Below are 14,507 nucleotides of genomic sequence, written 5' to 3' on the forward strand. Positions count from 1 at the left end.
AAAGGAGTTTTTCTTATGTGCTTGTATGCAACAAAGGCTCCGCCGCTTGATCGGCGAAGCCAACGTTTTCACAACCTTATTTTCGTAGCGCCGTCATGACTTGCGCATCCAGCTTCGCAGCCGCGCTTTTGTCATACGTTTTCTCATATTCGGGATCAACCGAGATTCTCGAGCCGTAAAACATGATGTCGCGAACGGTTTCTACCGCGATCTCCACTTTTGCCAGCTTGAGCGGAACCCCCTCCATGCGCTCCTCGATGGAAGCCACGCGCCCCGCAATTTCGTAGGATGAGCCGTTGCCAAGCAAGTGCAGGCTAACCCTCGGCGTCTTTTGCAGATTGGCCAGGATGCGGGAGCGGTTGTCGATGGCGATCCGTACGGTTTGATGCGTCGTCGCTATCACCCATGATACAGAGCCAAGCGATGGAGCACCTGTCTCATGATCAATCGTAGCCAAGGTGAGAAACCGTTCCTGCTGCATGAGCCCAAACAAGCTCTCCGATAAAGAGGTGGCAACCGTTTCAGACATGTGTGATCCCTCCAGTCAACATTGGTACGTCTATTGTACCTGCCTGATCCGGCTGGAGGCAATTCATTCCATTCGGTTGCTTGCTTGTTTGGATGATTTTTCCTACACTTAGAGTAAGAGAAAGGGGAAATGATCACTTGTCGAAAATGACTTCACCCACGGATGAACTGCTGCAGAAGGTGGGTCACCTCCTGCATGAGCTGCAGCAAGTGCGCAAACTGAACGAACGCATGGACAAAATCGCCATGTTTTTGGAAGATATTCGCCTCGCAGACATCGTCCAAAACTATACGGCTCCGCGAAAATTGATCTATATCAACTTCCTGGCCGGACTCGCCCGCGGTCTCGGGCTGACGATCGGGACAGCTATTATATTAGCGATTTTGGGGTGGTTGTTGTCTCAGTCTCTCACCATCCCGATCATCGGCGATTATATCAAGGACATCATGAATTACATCAAATCGTATCAGTGATTAATCTTCATCCTCATCGTCGTCATGATCATCGTTTTTGTGTTCTTTCTCTTTATGGGCTTTTTCCCGATGTTTCTCGGCGTTTTTCCTGGCCGCCTCCACGTATTCTTTCAGCTTTTCTTTGTTTTTTTCGATTTCAGCCTTTTTCTTTTCCAGCTCTTCTTTGTCAACATGCACGACCTTGACCGGATTTTCCGTTGGCGTTTGGTTGACAGGTGTACCGTGCGGAATATCGGTTTTCGCTACAAGCGTTTTGCCGTAGAACAGCTCCACATGGATCGCTTTGGCGCTGTAGGAGCGGTTTTTGAACGGGAGCTTGGCTTCAAACTTGCCGTCCTCCCCTGCTTTGATCTCGTACTTTTTGCCGTCCGGCGCTGTCACGACCAACTTCCATTCGCCGTTTTTCTCTCCATTTTGATACGTGATGGTGCCTGTTAGCTCGAACTGTTTTTGCTTGGCGCTGAGCGTCGCCGTTCCTTTGATCGTGCCTGTCGGCTTCACCGTTTCGGCGGGCACGTTTACTTTGTTGACTTTGACGGATTGTTCGCTCAGTTTTTCGTCTCCTGCATACAGTTCAACAACAACGTTGGCATCTTTGGCATCGGAGACGGCGAAGCTGTATGCAAATGATTGGGCCCCTTCCGATCCGTTCACCAGTTTGGCTTCTTTCGATTCCGTGCCGTATCGTACGACCACTTTGTCCACTTTTGGATTGACGGTGCCGCTGACTTTCAATTGCCCAGCGGTTTGGTCATACAGGGCGTTGGCATGGACAAGCTCGTCGTCGGAAACGGTGCCGTCCGCCAGCTTGATTTTAGCCGTGTCGATCAGCTCTGTGTTCACATAGGCCAGGAGTGTGGCCGTCTGTCCGTCCTTGCTTGCGGATGCCGGAATTGCGACTTTCAGCCCTTGATTCGGGAAGCTGACGACCTCGCTTTTGCTGTTATCGGGAAAAAGAATGATTACTTTGGTGATATCCGTCCGGACATTCGCTTTTATGTAATTGCCGTTCGCATCGGTTACCTGTTCAACTCCGCTCAACCCTGCACCATGAGGCGCGGGAGAAATATCCGAAGCAAGCAATTTGCTCATCGTGCCGTGCTCTGCCCATACCGGCGTGAGGCCCCCGCCAACGACTACAGCTGCCATGAGCCATACTGCGGGTTTCTTGATGTACTTTTTCATGTTTGTCCCCTCTTTCATTGTTTCTTTTTGTTATGTTCATGTCACAGACGGAACAATTTAGCAAAAGGTTGCAAAAAACCCCTCCGCGATTGGAGGGGCTTTCGTTTTTTTCCGGTTACTTGTCTGTCCAGCCTACTTGTGTAAGAAGCCGGTGTGCGAACAGCTGGAGCACAAAAGCGACATAATAATCTTGGCGCACGATCACTTGATACCCATGGTCCACGTGCGTGTAAAACAGCACATCGGTGTGCACGCGATTTTCGGCAAAATAGTGGCGGATGTCGCGCATCGCCTCGTGCTGTTCTTCTTCCTTTACGTGAATACGGAACTCATAGTCATCCTCGACCTTGCTCTCCTGGATGGAAAGCTTTGCTGGATCGAACAGATAGGTCAACATGCACATGCCCCTCCTTTTTTTATAAATAGCGCAGGTAGATGTACAACGTGGAAATCAGGATGGAGACAAGCATCAGCGGAAAGCCGATGAAAAGAAATTTGGCAAAAGAGATGTGATGCCCTTCTTTCGCTGCCAGCCCAGCCACAATCACATTGGCACTCGCGCCGATCAAGGTGCCGTTGCCGCCCAGGCAGGCTCCCAGCGAAAGGCTCCACCACAGCGGATCGAGATTCGTGATGCCCATCGTCCCCATGTCCTGAATCATCGGGATCATCGTGGCGACGAACGGAATATTGTCGACGAAGGCCGAGGCGATCGCGCTCATCCACAAAATCAACATGGCGGTAGGCCCAACCTCCCCACCCGTCAAGCCCATCGCATAGGTAGCCAGCTTGCTGATGACGCCGGTCTCAATCAACCCGCCCACCAGGACGAACAAACCGATGAAGAAAAAGAGGGTTGTCCACTCCACTTTGGCCATCGCTTCCTCCAAATACCGCTCGCCGGTCCACAGCAGCAGCAGAAATGCCCCTGCAAGCGCGACCGTTGCCGATTCGATATGGAGCAGCTGGTGAAGAAAAAATCCGGCGATCGTCAGCCCGAGAATGATCAGGCATTTGGTCAAAAGTTTTTTGTCAGTAATTTCACTTTTTTCATCCAACAGCATGATCCCCTGCTTCAGCTCCGGCGCTGTCTTCAGTTCCTTTCGATACCAAAACGCAAGAATCGCGAGCGTCACGAACAAGATCAAAAACGAGATCAGAAACAGGTTGTTGATAAACGCCATGAAGGTCAGCTCTTTGACCGCGCTCCCGATCATAATATTGGGCGGATCGCCGATCAAGGTAGACGTACCCCCGATGTTGGAAGCAAAAATCTCGGTCAACAGAAGCGGCAGCGGATTGATGCGCAGCTGTTTGGTAATGCTGAACGTAACCGGGACCATTAGCAGGACGGTCGTCACATTGTCAAGAAAAGCGGATGCGAGCGCAGTCAGTGTGCCGAGCGCGAGCAAGATGCGCAGCGGCTCGCCCTTCGCCTTTTTGGCAGCCCAGATGGCGATATATTTGAACAATCCGGTCTCGGCTGTAATGGACACGATGATCATCATGCCGGTCAGCAAGCCTAACGTGTTGAAATCAATATGGTGCACCGCAGACTCTTGATCGACGATGCCGAACACGACCATGAGCAGCCCGCCGATCATTGAAACGATGGTACGATGAAGCTTTTCCGAAATAATGATGGCATAAATCACGAGAAAAATGCCGATTGCCAGTATGGCTTGTTCCTGCATGTAAATGGTCACCTGCCGTTATGAAAGTGGAACCTCTCGCGCGAAAAGCGCAATGCGCAGAACGCACGCCGCCCCGCTTACCAAACGAGCAGGGCGGCTTTAGACGAACGGTTATTGATTGTATTTCGGCTCGCTATTAATTGCATCGAGCAGCTCTTCCACCGCTTCGATCTGGTACATTTCCATTTTCGGCTTTCCTTCCACGGTATAGCGCAGCGTGTACATCGTCTCGTCTTTTGTATACGAGAGCGCCGTCACCTTGTGATCCTCCGTCAAAATCGCGCTGAAAAACGCAGCGGTCTCCTTTGCGGACTGATCGTGCGGCCGCGCATCGGCAACCGCCTGAATTTGCAGCCAGTTAAACAACGCGTCCCCCAGTCTCATCGCTCTCCCCGCTTTCTCTGGTTGTCAGGCTTGATCCGCACCTTGACGATCACCAAAAGCAGAACCGCAACGAACATCGCGCTTTTTACCGGCAATGACGTGTCCAGGAAGCTGAAAATAATCGCCCCGATAAACAACAGGACGTAGAGCAGCACATTTTTTAACAATGGCATCCGAACCCGTGTCGCAAACCCCAAATAATACACCGCAATCAAATAGACAAAAATCACATACGCGCGATAGTGGTCAAAGAAAATGCGGATTGAGTCATATGTGGTCAGCGCATTGGGATTGGAAGGCTCATAAGAAGACACCAACTCAAACCATTCCATTCACAATCTCTCCCCTTGCAATCAATCACCTGTACTCTTTTGCTGCTGATGCACTTGTCCGTTCTCAACCATTGCCCCGGAGAATCCAGCTTTTTTTACCAAAGTTATGTATGAATGAGAACAGCTTGTATCAGTATTACTTTAGCAGGTGAGAGTCTGCTCTGTCAAAATACAGCAATCGAATTTGGTCGAAAAAAGAAGAAGAACCACGCTCCTCTCTTGCATGAGGAGGTGGCTCTTTGCACGCGCATCGATTACGCTTGCGGCTGGGCTTCCCAACGTTTTTGCTTCGCATAACGCTCGCGGTCGGATTTGTTCAAATGCTTTTTGCGCAAACGGACGGATTGTGGAGTTACCTCGCACAGCTCGTCGTCGTTCAAGTATTCGAGCGCTTCTTCCAGCGTCAAGGTACGCGGGGTTTTCATTTTCACGGTCTCGTCTTTCGTCGCGGAACGAACGTTTGTCGCATGCTTTTCTTTACATACGTTAACAGTCAAATCGTTGTCGCGGTTATGCTCGCCAACGATCATCCCTTCATATACTTCGGTACCCGGGTGAATGAACATGATCCCGCGATCTTCAACGGACATCAAGCCGTACGTCGTCGCTGTGCCTGTCTCGTTGGAGATCAGAACGCCGGCGTGGCGACCGCCTACATCGCCTACGAACAATGGACGGTAGCTGTCGAAGGAATGGTTCAGGATGCCGTAACCACGGGTAATGGTCAAAAACTCGTTGCGGTAACCGATCAAGCCGCGGGAAGGAATCAAAAATTCCAGACGAACCTGGCCGAAACCGTTATTGATCATGTTGACCATCTCAGCTTTGCGCTGACCCAATGTTTCCATTACCGGACCGGTAAACTCTTCCGGTACGTCGATGATCAGCATTTCGGCTGGCTCCATTTTTTGGCCGTCGATTTCACGGATGATAACTTCCGGCTTGGAAACAGCAAGCTCATAGCCTTCGCGGCGCATGTTCTCCACGAGGATGGACAAATGCAATTCACCGCGGCCCGATACGACAAAGGCATCTGGAGAATCGGTTTCATCAACGCGCAGCGAAACGTCTGTCTCCAGCTCGGACATCAAGCGGTCGCGCAGCTTGCGGGATGTAACGTGTTTTCCTTCGCGGCCGGCAAATGGGCTGTTGTTCACGAGGAACGTCATTTGCAGGGTCGGTTCGTCGATTTTCAGCAATGGCAGCGCATCCTGATGGTCTGGATCGCAGATGGTTTCACCGACGTTGATGTCTTCCAGACCTGCGATTGCCACGATGTCACCGGCTTTGGCCGTTTTCATTTCGACGCGGTTCAAGCCGACGAAGCCGAACAGCTTCTGCACGCGCATTCTTTTCACGGAGCCGTCGCGCTTCATGACAGCGACCTGGTCGTTCACGTTGATCACACCGCGATAGATGCGACCAATCCCGATACGGCCCAAAAAGTCGTTATAGTCGAGGATCGTCACTTGCATTTGCAAAGGCGCTTCCACGTCTGCATACGGTTCTGGCATATGCTCGACGATAGCATCGAACAGCGGACGCAGGTCGCTTTCCAGTTTGTCCGGTTCCATACCGGCAATTCCTTGCAGGCCGGATGCATATACGATCGGGAAGTCCAATTGGTCTTCCGTTGCATCCAGATCGATAAACAAGTCGTATACTTCATTGATCACTTCTTGCGGACGCGCATTTTCACGGTCGACTTTGTTCACCACAACGATCGGCGTTACTTTCGCTTCCAGCGCTTTGCGCAAAACAAAGCGGGTTTGTGGCATACAGCCTTCGAAAGCATCGACAATCAAAAGCACACCGTCAACCATGCTCATGATCCGCTCAACTTCGCCGCCAAAGTCCGCGTGGCCCGGTGTATCCAAAATATTAATCGTAAAGTCCTTATATTTAAGGGATGTAGTTTTTGCCAGAATGGTGATTCCGCGCTCGCGCTCCAGGTCGTTGGAGTCCATCATTCTTTCCTCTACCTGCTGGTTGCTGCGGAATGTACCTGCTTGAATCAACAATTTATCAACCAACGTCGTTTTTCCGTGGTCGACGTGGGCGATAATAGCGATGTTGCGAATGTCAGGGCGCTTCATAATTTCCTCCTCGTCTATGCATACACTTCATCATAACAGTTCGCTCACCGCCATACAATGGTAAGTTCATTCGAATCATGTTAAAATATGTCTGATAAAAGTAAACAGGGAGGCACTTTGATGAATCAAGAGCGCTCTCTTCCCATCCTCTCCTTAGCCGACGGCATCCTTTCGCTCGCCGATGCGCTCGGGCTTTTTGTAACGTTCGTGGCCACCGAGCGGGAAAAGACGCGATACCGCTGGCAAAGCGGCCGGTTTCTCGACCGTTCCCATCATCTTGACACCTTCATTACGATGACCGTCCGCACCGCTTCAGGCGCGATCGGACAAGCCGTGACCTCGGCCCTAGCGTCTGACAGGCTGGAACAGGCTTTTCACCAAGCCGTTCGCCATGCATCCGAACAACCCCAAATCGCACGTTCACTCGATACGCTCGCTGCGCTGGAAAAGCGTCAGCTCCCCCTTATGATGCACCATCCATGTCAAAGCGCAACGGTGAACAAATCGTTTTTACATAAAATCGAAGCGCAGCACCGCTGCTTTTCAGCGCATTCCGATGCGGCTGTTGCAAGTGTAGCTTTTTTGCACGAACGCATGACGGCTGCCCGCAGCGATGGACGGCTTTTCTGTCTGCCGCTCGATCGGCTGATTTGCGGTCACCAAGGCTTGGTTTCAACCGGCTATCGACAGAACATTCAGTCAGGCGTGAGTTCCACTGTCGGCTTTGATGATGACTTATATGAAGGAATTTTGCAGGATGTGGAGCGAAAACGGCAAGACGCGATCCTGGATTTGGCGCACGCCGATATGCGCAGCATCAGCCCGATCCCCCGTTCCATCGATGGAGTCCGCGATGTTGTGCTGGACAACCAGCTTCTGGGACAGCTGTTGACCCATTGCTTGCGATTGCCCGGTGAGCTTCAACCTGCCGAATCGAAAGCGACGCTGTCTTTGTTGCAGGCGGAAGGCAGCCCTGCTTATTCGCCGATTCATCCATTTGGCTATCTGACGGGAACAACGGCGATTTATTCATCGGCTGGGACCGACACAGCGGCTCTTGCCGCTTTGACCTGCCATCCTGCAAGTCACTTTCACCTCTCCCTTGACGTTCCTGTTGACACAGCGGGTCATGCAGAGGCCGTCAGCCTTTTGGATGCGTGCCGATCGTGGGCGTGCAATGGCCAGCTTGTTGGAGATCGGTGCCTCGTCATTCAGGGAATGCGGCATCTCGATCTGAATCTGACGGACGGGAGCTTCCGCCTTTATCCCGAACGACTGGGCCTGTTTGAGTCGGGACACCTGTCCGCACTACCGCTTCAAGCGGTAAAAGGCTCACTCCCTGCGCTTCTCCCTGCGCTTGTCGGAGGATTCGGGCCGATGCGTCAAGTCTGGCTGTCGGAAGACAATGCGCAGGTTGCGGATTTGCCCCGCTTCACACTGGCGCGCCTGCCACTTTCTCTGGAACAAGGAGTGTGATTGCTGCATGGCTGACGTAAACATGCTCATCGCGGAATTACACGCAAGCATTCACCAGCCAAAACGGGAGCTGGGGCTTACCTTTTTTCATCTTGTCTATGAAGTGGAGCATGCTCTCGACCATGATCAGGGCTATGCGGAAAAGGCAAACGGCACTCTTACGCTTATCTGGCAAGACAAGAGCGTCTCGTCTATCCGTTTTACCGATCCAGCCTTGCTTACCACCGACGGATTGCCGTTGGATACATGGCGACAGCTGCGGTATTTCCAGCCGGAACTGCACCGATCTTTGTTGCAGACCGAACAAACGTCAGACATCCCATCCGTCCCGCTGGTTGATCCTGCCATCAAAACGATTGTGGATTGTGGTCCGCGGCCGTTGCTTGCAGCCGATTTTTCCTGGCGTCTGTCATACACAACGCGAACCGTCGTGGATTCGCTCTGGTTGTATCGCGAAGAACAGCGAACGGCTGCCATCTTGCAAGCCAGCAATCCTGCGGTTCCTGTCAGCTGGACCAGCAGCCGTTTGCCGACTTCAACGGAGATCAAGTACCTCTCGGCGGAACACGCTTGGTATCTCGAGCAGCTGCCAGCTGCAACGGAGGGTGACGTGCTTGTCCCCGCGCAATCGGCGGTCTTGTTGGCACCGGACGCCTTGCGCAGCATCCTGCGTCCATGCTGGCATGCCAGGTTGCTGCCAGCTGACTTTTGCCTTAGCTCCATCCATCGGCAGGCATCCGCTGAAAAAATGTTTCGCGATTGGCTGCGCCGCGAGCGAACTGCCGTTTTCATCCCTGAATTGACGGTGATACCGGCTGCCGGAGCGAACGAGCCACACCTGGTTGCTGCCCGTGCTTACGTTTTTGGGCAAGGGCGGCTGCGGCGATATGGCACCGCCATGCTGTCGCTTTCAGGACATGAACTGGTGTGCTCGCTTGCGCCGATCACCATACGCAAAATCGGCTGGAACGGAAACGGTGTTCTGTGTACGCTGTGGCAATCCAATTTGACCTGAAACTTCCTGCGTATTTGCCGTGACACCTACGCAAAATAAGCGCGGAGGTGTTACAACAATGAGAAAATGGTCTCTGGCAATCTCCTGTCTTGTTTTGGCGACGTCGTTAACCACTGCTTGCGGGTACAACCGCACGGCCGCACCGCAACCGGGAACTGGCACACGTACGCAAGGGGTTACGCATCCAAGCACTGCTGGCACAACCGGCACAGTAGGAACCACCGCGTATCGCGCGACAGCGCCGCACATGTACAACACGACTGCTCCATACGCGAACGGTACGACTACCGTTCCCCATACGTATGGAACAGGCGCGCCTCATCACTATGGGGCTGGTACACACTCCAGCACATTTGACCAACATCTGGCGACAAAAGCTGCCAAAGCGGCTGATTCCGTCCCAGGGGTTAGCAACGCTGTAGCGGTTGTTTCCGGAAACGATGCCTTGGTCGGTGTGAACATTCGTGTCGATGCCAATCACACGCGTCAGCGTCACGCCATCGAACAGCGCGTTTATTCCGCTGTAAAAGCAGGATTGCCGAATCATCATGTTCGCATCACCTCTGATACTGCGCTGGTTGCCCGTATCCGCGCCCTGGATACCGGGATCCGCCAGCATCATGGCTATGGCGGCACCCACACAGGGGCTGGCACTGGAACAGGTTATGGCACTGGTTACGGCACAGGCGCTGGCACCTACACAGGTGGTACTGGCACCGGTTCGCATTCTATCTTTACCGGGCCGACCACTGTATCTCAAAACGTGCGGAACATGGGAGCCGACTTTGGCGCATTGGTACGAGATATGGGACGTACTGTAACCGCACCGTTTCGGTAAGGAGCGGTGAGCCATGCAAAAAGGGAGACGCGTTTAGCCGCTGTCTCCCTTTTTGTCTGTTTGCTGCATGGGCAGCGACTGAAAAAACTGCATCGCCGCGAGTGATAATCGGCTCGCGCGCCGAATCACCAACCCGATTTTGCGCCCCGGCACCTCATGAACCGTCGGTACTTCCACAAGCGTGCCCAACCGCAGCTCCTTTTGCACAAAGGCGCGGTTAATCAGCGCAATTCCGAATCCCCGCTTGGCAAATTCGATTAGCAAATCGATGCTGCCGACCTCGACATCAGGCGCCATCGCAATCCCCTCTGCGGCAAACCAGCGCTCCATGAACTGCCTGGTGCGGCTTTTCGCCGAAAGGCTTAACAGCGGCAGCGCGGCCAATTCTTCGGCGGTGCGCGGCTGTAAAGCAAAACGGCGGTGCGCCTCCCCGACCACAAAGCAATCATGAACACCGAGCTGGCTTACGACTTCAAGCAGCGGCTCTTCAGCCGGAAGCGGCAAATGGACAAGCCCGCAGTCGATGATTCCTTCTTTCACATGCTGCACGATCTCGTTCGTTTTGCCGTGTGACAAGCGAATCCGCACCCTTGGGTAACGCTCGCGGAACTGCTCCAGCTGCGGTAGCAACAGGTGTTTGATCAGCGAATCGCTTGCGCCGATCCGCAGTTCGCCCGCTTCCAGCGCCTTCAGCTCCTGAACCTTTCGCTCCCCTGCCTCGAGCAGCTGGAATGCTTGCTCGACGAAAGCAAACAGCTCTCTTCCTTCCGCGGTCAGCTCAACCCCTTTGGACATGCGCTGAAACAGACGCAAACCAAGTGCCGTCTCCATCTGCTTGATCGCGTAGCTAACCGTCGGCTGCGTGATGAACAATGCCTCCGCAGCCCTCGTCAAATTACCGGTTTTCGCTGTGTGATAAAAGATGCGATACCATTCCATCTGAAGCATGACATTGATCCTCTCTATGACAACGCACAAAATTCGCGATTTCATCTATTTCATTTTCGTCATTATAATCCAGGATAGAATGATGCTCAAGATGAAATGAGGTTGATGCACATGAACGAAACATCTCTCCACCTCGCCGATCAGGCTGCCCGCTCCCCTTGGTCTGCGACCCATCAGCAAGCACACATACAGCTTACACCAGCAGCGGGACCGATCGATCGAACCATCTCCGTGTCCGGCAGCAAAAGCTTGACCAATCGCGCGCTGATCATCGCGGCGATGGCCAACGGCACCTCCCGGCTGGACGGCATTTTGAAAAGCGACGATTCCTACTGGTGTATCGACAGTCTCAAAAAGCTGGGCGTTTCCATCACCATCGACCAAACGACGGCGACCGTAACAGGAATAGGCGGAAAATGGCCGCTCAAACAGGGAGAGCTGTACGTCGGTGCCGCCGGTACGGTAGCTCGCTTTTTACCTGGTGCTTTGGCTGCGGGGAAGGGTACGTGGCGGCTTGACGGCAGCCGACGCATGCAGGAACGTCCCCTGGCGCCTTTGCTTGGCGCTTTGTCCGCTCTGGGCGCACAAATCGACTTTGCCGGACAACCCGGCTGCCTCCCCCTCACCCTGCGGGCAAACGGGCTAAGTGGCGGTGATGTGACCATTTCCGGCCGCGTGTCCAGCCAGTTCATCAGCGGGCTGCTGCTGGCGGCACCGTATGCCAAAGCCCCCTTGACCGTCCATATCGACGGGACAGTCGTCCAGCGCGATTATGTGGACATGACGCTCGAGATGATGCGCGCCTTCGGTGTCGAACCGCTCGTCCAAAACGACGGGCAAGACGTTCATTTCGAACCGGCGATCTATACGGCTGCGGCGCTTACGCTCGAACCGGACGTGTCGACTTGCGGTTATTTTTGGAGCCTGGCCGCATTAACCAACGGCCGTATCCGGATCAACGGGATTTCAACCGCCACAAGGCAGCCTGATATCGAGCTGTTGGACACGCTTGAGCGAATGGGCTGCACAGTTGTGCGGGGAAATGATTTCGTTGAAGTGCGCGGCACTGCGCAATTGAAAGGCGGCTTCACCGTCAGCATGAGGCGCTGGTCCGACCAGACGTTGACGATGGCGGCACTCGCCACATTTGCCGATGCGCCGATTACGATGACCGATGCGGCTCATATTCGCCACCATGAGTGCGACCGGATCAGCGTGGTCTGTGAGCAACTTCGCAAGCTCGGCATCCACGTGGAAGAATACGAGGACGGCCTGACTGTGCATCCCGGACCGGTCACGCCCGCCCTTTTGGACCCGCATGACGATCACCGGATGGCGATGGCCCTTGCCTTGATCGGCGCGAAAATTCCGGGGATTCGCATTGCCGACCCCGGCTGTGTTGCGAAAACCTGCCCCGATTATTTCGAGCGTCTGTCCGCTCTGGGCATCGGCGTGGAATAAGCAAAAAAAGAAGGTGCCGCATCGGCACCTTCTCGTTGTATTCAATCCGTATCTTATTTCGCCAGCTCCGGCATTTTGATCTCCGGTTCCAGCACTTCCAGTTCTCCAAGACCACGAACCAATTTCTTCGCATAAACCTTTTCTGGCTTCAAGATCGAAACCATGTAATCAATCGCCACTTGCGGATCTACCGTTTCACCGCAGGTGTAGCAATCCAAAGCAGCGAAACCGCGCTCAGGATAAGTGTGGATAGAAAGATGACTTTCCGAGAGAAGAACCAGAACGGTAGCTCCTTGAGGTGAGAACTGCTTAGCTTGAACGCTCAAAACGGTCGCGCCGCAAGATTCTGCAGCCTCAATCATTTCTTTCTTCAAAAACTCTGCATCATTCAATAGGTCAAACTGTACTCCCCATGTGTCAATGGCAACATGGCGTCCGAAAGTCGAGTATTCCATCTTTCGGTTCCCCCTTCCTAGCAAGTGTGATAGAGAAACATCATCGCTAGGACCTGCGTCATTCACTAACGGGGGCGGCTTCTCTCACGGTATTCCACCCTTTAAAGTGAATCCTGGTTCCTAATCTTGATTTCCAACGAATTTAAAATTATCACGGTTGAGCACAAATGACAACAGTTTTTTTTGGGAAATCGGCCAAAAAATAAAAATGGGCGCATTTCGCACCCATTATCATACGTTAGGCTTCCAATGTATACAAGCGACGGGACAATTCCGCCAGCTTGCGGTCAATCCCGGACAGTCGATCGGGCGCTTTTTCGCGCGACTTGATGCGCAAATCTAGCAAGCGGTCGGTCTCAGCACGGATACATTGAATCTCATATTCAACACCATTTTGTTGAAAAAGCATTTCAAGCTCTTTCGCTTGATTGTGGTTGGTCGATTCAAAGACGAGGGTTTCTTTGCTGTCCGCGCATTCCTGAATGCGGATCACATCGCCGTCGTCATAATGATACACCATCGTAAAACTGTCATACACGCGGTGGACAATGCCGTGCCCTTTAAAGCGCTTCATCGCTTTGCGCATCGTATTGGCCAGATTCAAATCCCTGATCTCATACGAGCTTTCACAAGAAAAACGCGGGCCAACCCGGCTAAAGGTCAATTTGATTTCCCCTTGGCCGTCGGAAATGAAAATATCCCGATCACCTGTAAAACGTTCCTGTACCGATACAAGGAAATGATCGTTTGCAAATAAACTTACAAATTGGTTAAGCTCTTCTTCACTCATGGCAAAAAAGGCATTCGCGTAGTTAGTCGATAAACGCTGAGCCATACTATCTCCTCTATTCCCTGTTTTTGGCTGTCAGAAAAACGGCCTTGCCGTTTCCTTGACTGACCGCTAGCGGTCATCGGTTGCCTGAACATGAGACAGAGAAGCTAGGTATCTACAAAGGAACGTTGCTGAACCTGGCCTTGCCCCGCGAATCGAACATCGATTTGGGTATAGAAGGCAGATCACCTCTTTATCATTTTACCAAAACAGTACAACCTCTTAACATTTACGTGCCTACATGTATTATTATACACATATTCTTCACAATTGTCTTGAGGGATTCGCGGAAACAGACGCTTTTTTTACGACAGCGTGCTCTTCTTCGGATAAATGATACAGAGATTTCCCCGCCTGAACCGGTTTCGCATAAAGACGGGACTCTTCCCGTCCATAGATGCTGGTCAGCACCACGCCATTTTGTTCGTCATCCAATAGCGCCATGGAAAAGCTGAGGTCGCTCCCTATGTCGCCAAAAGCATTGTAGCGAGTGATGGAAAGATTGCCGCACTGGCCAGCCACGCGCTGGGAAAGCCGGTTGATCATAAATTGCTGATCGTTTTGTTGTTTTTTCCACTCCTCCATTTGTGCAAGCAGCAACCTGAGCTGCTCCTCCAAGTTATCTTTGCTTGTGCCGGAAAAAAGCTTGTTCATCAGCTTGCGGGTACGGGAAATTTTGACCCACATGCTGATGAGTGCGAGCAAAATCAGCACATTGACGCCGACGATGCCTGCAAGCAAAAGTTCCGACTGGAGCGGAGTGAGCATTTGCAGCATGTTTTTTCTTCC

At 52.6% G+C, this 14,507-nt stretch carries 16 protein-coding genes; 5 read left to right on the top strand and 11 right to left on the bottom strand.

What is annotated here, in order from left to right:
- Nucleotides 1–76: 76 nt before the first annotated feature.
- Entirely contained in the window at nucleotides 77–529 is a 453-nt protein-coding gene (locus tag ACTID9_RS19015; RefSeq protein ID WP_441066483.1) for a pyridoxamine 5'-phosphate oxidase family protein, read from the bottom strand.
- Between the two features lie 146 nt (nucleotides 530–675).
- Here ACTID9_RS19015 and ACTID9_RS19020 point away from each other — a divergent pair, with 146 nt between their 5' ends.
- Nucleotides 676–1,002: a DUF5665 domain-containing protein gene (locus ACTID9_RS19020; RefSeq protein ID WP_441072651.1), complete on the top strand. Its 327-nt coding sequence runs from the start codon at nucleotides 676–678 to the stop codon at nucleotides 1,000–1,002.
- Here the strand turns inward: ACTID9_RS19020 and ACTID9_RS19025 are convergent, their stop codons facing one another.
- The 6 genes from ACTID9_RS19025 to typA all read right to left on the bottom strand — a co-directional run bounded on the left by ACTID9_RS19025 (nucleotide 1,003) and on the right by typA (nucleotide 6,693).
- Nucleotides 1,003–2,187, bottom strand: a complete 1,185-nt coding sequence (locus ACTID9_RS19025) for a hypothetical protein (protein ID WP_441066484.1) — start codon at nucleotides 2,185–2,187, stop codon at nucleotides 1,003–1,005.
- A gap of 115 nt (nucleotides 2,188–2,302) precedes the next feature.
- Nucleotides 2,303–2,584 carry a hypothetical protein gene (locus ACTID9_RS19030; RefSeq protein ID WP_441066485.1) on the bottom strand — a complete coding sequence of 94 codons (282 nt, stop codon included), beginning with the start codon at nucleotides 2,582–2,584 and terminating at the stop codon, nucleotides 2,303–2,305.
- A gap of 19 nt (nucleotides 2,585–2,603) precedes the next feature.
- Nucleotides 2,604–3,881 carry an SLC13 family permease gene (locus ACTID9_RS19035; protein WP_441066486.1) on the bottom strand — a complete coding sequence of 426 codons (1,278 nt, stop codon included), beginning with the start codon at nucleotides 3,879–3,881 and terminating at the stop codon, nucleotides 2,604–2,606.
- A gap of 111 nt (nucleotides 3,882–3,992) precedes the next feature.
- Nucleotides 3,993–4,265 carry a hypothetical protein gene (locus ACTID9_RS19040; protein ID WP_441066487.1) on the bottom strand — a complete coding sequence of 91 codons (273 nt, stop codon included), beginning with the start codon at nucleotides 4,263–4,265 and terminating at the stop codon, nucleotides 3,993–3,995.
- Nucleotides 4,262–4,597: a YlaH-like family protein gene (locus ACTID9_RS19045; protein WP_441066488.1), complete on the bottom strand. Its 336-nt coding sequence runs from the start codon at nucleotides 4,595–4,597 to the stop codon at nucleotides 4,262–4,264. Before ACTID9_RS19045 ends, ACTID9_RS19040 begins: the two co-directional genes overlap by 4 nt.
- Before the next feature lie 254 nt (nucleotides 4,598–4,851).
- Complete coding sequence (gene typA / locus ACTID9_RS19050) at nucleotides 4,852–6,693, bottom strand: translational GTPase TypA (RefSeq protein WP_441066489.1); 1,842 nt, start codon at nucleotides 6,691–6,693, stop codon at nucleotides 4,852–4,854.
- A 120-nt stretch (nucleotides 6,694–6,813) separates the two neighbouring features.
- Between typA and ACTID9_RS19055 the strand changes: the two genes are divergently transcribed.
- From ACTID9_RS19055 to ACTID9_RS19065, 3 genes are read left to right on the top strand one after another with little or no spacing between them, the layout of a single operon-like run.
- A complete protein-coding gene (locus ACTID9_RS19055) occupies nucleotides 6,814–8,169 on the top strand; it encodes a hypothetical protein (RefSeq protein WP_441066490.1) in 1,356 nt (451 codons plus the stop codon).
- A 7-nt stretch (nucleotides 8,170–8,176) separates the two neighbouring features.
- Nucleotides 8,177–9,184 carry a hypothetical protein gene (locus ACTID9_RS19060; RefSeq protein ID WP_441066491.1) on the top strand — a complete coding sequence of 336 codons (1,008 nt, stop codon included), beginning with the start codon at nucleotides 8,177–8,179 and terminating at the stop codon, nucleotides 9,182–9,184.
- A gap of 58 nt (nucleotides 9,185–9,242) precedes the next feature.
- Nucleotides 9,243–10,022 carry a YhcN/YlaJ family sporulation lipoprotein gene (locus ACTID9_RS19065; protein WP_441066492.1) on the top strand — a complete coding sequence of 260 codons (780 nt, stop codon included), beginning with the start codon at nucleotides 9,243–9,245 and terminating at the stop codon, nucleotides 10,020–10,022.
- 33 nt (nucleotides 10,023–10,055) lie between these two features.
- On the opposite strand, the gene ACTID9_RS19070 is transcribed toward ACTID9_RS19065, so the two are convergent.
- The gene (locus ACTID9_RS19070) at nucleotides 10,056–10,970 is read right to left on the bottom strand and encodes a LysR family transcriptional regulator (RefSeq protein WP_441066493.1); all 915 of its coding nucleotides are present in this window, start codon (nucleotides 10,968–10,970) and stop codon (nucleotides 10,056–10,058) included.
- 111 nt (nucleotides 10,971–11,081) lie between these two features.
- Between ACTID9_RS19070 and aroA the strand changes: the two genes are divergently transcribed.
- Nucleotides 11,082–12,431, top strand: coding sequence for a 3-phosphoshikimate 1-carboxyvinyltransferase (aroA, locus tag ACTID9_RS19075; RefSeq protein ID WP_441066494.1), 1,350 nt, complete (start codon nucleotides 11,082–11,084; stop codon nucleotides 12,429–12,431).
- Nucleotides 12,432–12,484: 53 nt separating this feature from the next.
- Here the strand turns inward: aroA and speD are convergent, their stop codons facing one another.
- The 3 genes from speD to ACTID9_RS19090 all read right to left on the bottom strand — a co-directional run bounded on the left by speD (nucleotide 12,485) and on the right by ACTID9_RS19090 (nucleotide 14,495).
- Nucleotides 12,485–12,886 carry an adenosylmethionine decarboxylase gene (gene speD / locus ACTID9_RS19080; protein WP_441066495.1) on the bottom strand — a complete coding sequence of 134 codons (402 nt, stop codon included), beginning with the start codon at nucleotides 12,884–12,886 and terminating at the stop codon, nucleotides 12,485–12,487.
- 238 nt (nucleotides 12,887–13,124) lie between these two features.
- A complete protein-coding gene (locus tag ACTID9_RS19085) occupies nucleotides 13,125–13,721 on the bottom strand; it encodes a hypothetical protein (RefSeq protein WP_441066496.1) in 597 nt (198 codons plus the stop codon).
- A 261-nt stretch (nucleotides 13,722–13,982) separates the two neighbouring features.
- Complete coding sequence (locus ACTID9_RS19090; protein ID WP_441066497.1) at nucleotides 13,983–14,495, bottom strand: DUF4446 family protein; 513 nt, start codon at nucleotides 14,493–14,495, stop codon at nucleotides 13,983–13,985.
- Nucleotides 14,496–14,507 lie beyond the last annotated feature (12 nt).

The organism is Brevibacillus fluminis (genome assembly GCF_052072235.1).
Classification (GTDB): Bacteria; Bacillota; Bacilli; order Brevibacillales; family Brevibacillaceae; genus Brevibacillus_D; species Brevibacillus_D fluminis_A.

What these genes read in the sequence shown, in the direction of transcription:
- ACTID9_RS19040 (WP_441066487.1), bottom strand. Translation starts at nt 4,265, where the DNA reads ATGAGACTGGGGGACGCGTTGTTTAACTGGCTGCAAATTCAGGCGGTT.
- ACTID9_RS19090 (WP_441066497.1), bottom strand. Translation starts at nt 14,495, where the DNA reads ATGCTGCAAATGCTCACTCCGCTCCAGTCGGAACTTTTGCTTGCAGGC.
- ACTID9_RS19020 (WP_441072651.1), top strand. Translation starts at nt 676, where the DNA reads ATGACTTCACCCACGGATGAACTGCTGCAGAAGGTGGGTCACCTCCTG.
- ACTID9_RS19070 (WP_441066493.1), bottom strand. Translation starts at nt 10,970, where the DNA reads ATGCTTCAGATGGAATGGTATCGCATCTTTTATCACACAGCGAAAACC.
- ACTID9_RS19055 (WP_441066490.1), top strand. Translation starts at nt 6,814, where the DNA reads ATGAATCAAGAGCGCTCTCTTCCCATCCTCTCCTTAGCCGACGGCATC.
- ACTID9_RS19025 (WP_441066484.1), bottom strand. Translation starts at nt 2,187, where the DNA reads ATGAAAAAGTACATCAAGAAACCCGCAGTATGGCTCATGGCAGCTGTA.
- ACTID9_RS19065 (WP_441066492.1), top strand. Translation starts at nt 9,243, where the DNA reads ATGAGAAAATGGTCTCTGGCAATCTCCTGTCTTGTTTTGGCGACGTCG.
- typA (WP_441066489.1), bottom strand. Translation starts at nt 6,693, where the DNA reads ATGAAGCGCCCTGACATTCGCAACATCGCTATTATCGCCCACGTCGAC.
- ACTID9_RS19030 (WP_441066485.1), bottom strand. Translation starts at nt 2,584, where the DNA reads ATGTTGACCTATCTGTTCGATCCAGCAAAGCTTTCCATCCAGGAGAGC.
- ACTID9_RS19085 (WP_441066496.1), bottom strand. Translation starts at nt 13,721, where the DNA reads ATGGCTCAGCGTTTATCGACTAACTACGCGAATGCCTTTTTTGCCATG.
- aroA (WP_441066494.1), top strand. Translation starts at nt 11,082, where the DNA reads ATGAACGAAACATCTCTCCACCTCGCCGATCAGGCTGCCCGCTCCCCT.
- ACTID9_RS19015 (WP_441066483.1), bottom strand. Translation starts at nt 529, where the DNA reads ATGTCTGAAACGGTTGCCACCTCTTTATCGGAGAGCTTGTTTGGGCTC.
- ACTID9_RS19060 (WP_441066491.1), top strand. Translation starts at nt 8,177, where the DNA reads ATGGCTGACGTAAACATGCTCATCGCGGAATTACACGCAAGCATTCAC.
- ACTID9_RS19035 (WP_441066486.1), bottom strand. Translation starts at nt 3,881, where the DNA reads ATGCAGGAACAAGCCATACTGGCAATCGGCATTTTTCTCGTGATTTAT.
- ACTID9_RS19045 (WP_441066488.1), bottom strand. Translation starts at nt 4,597, where the DNA reads ATGGAATGGTTTGAGTTGGTGTCTTCTTATGAGCCTTCCAATCCCAAT.
- speD (WP_441066495.1), bottom strand. Translation starts at nt 12,886, where the DNA reads ATGGAATACTCGACTTTCGGACGCCATGTTGCCATTGACACATGGGGA.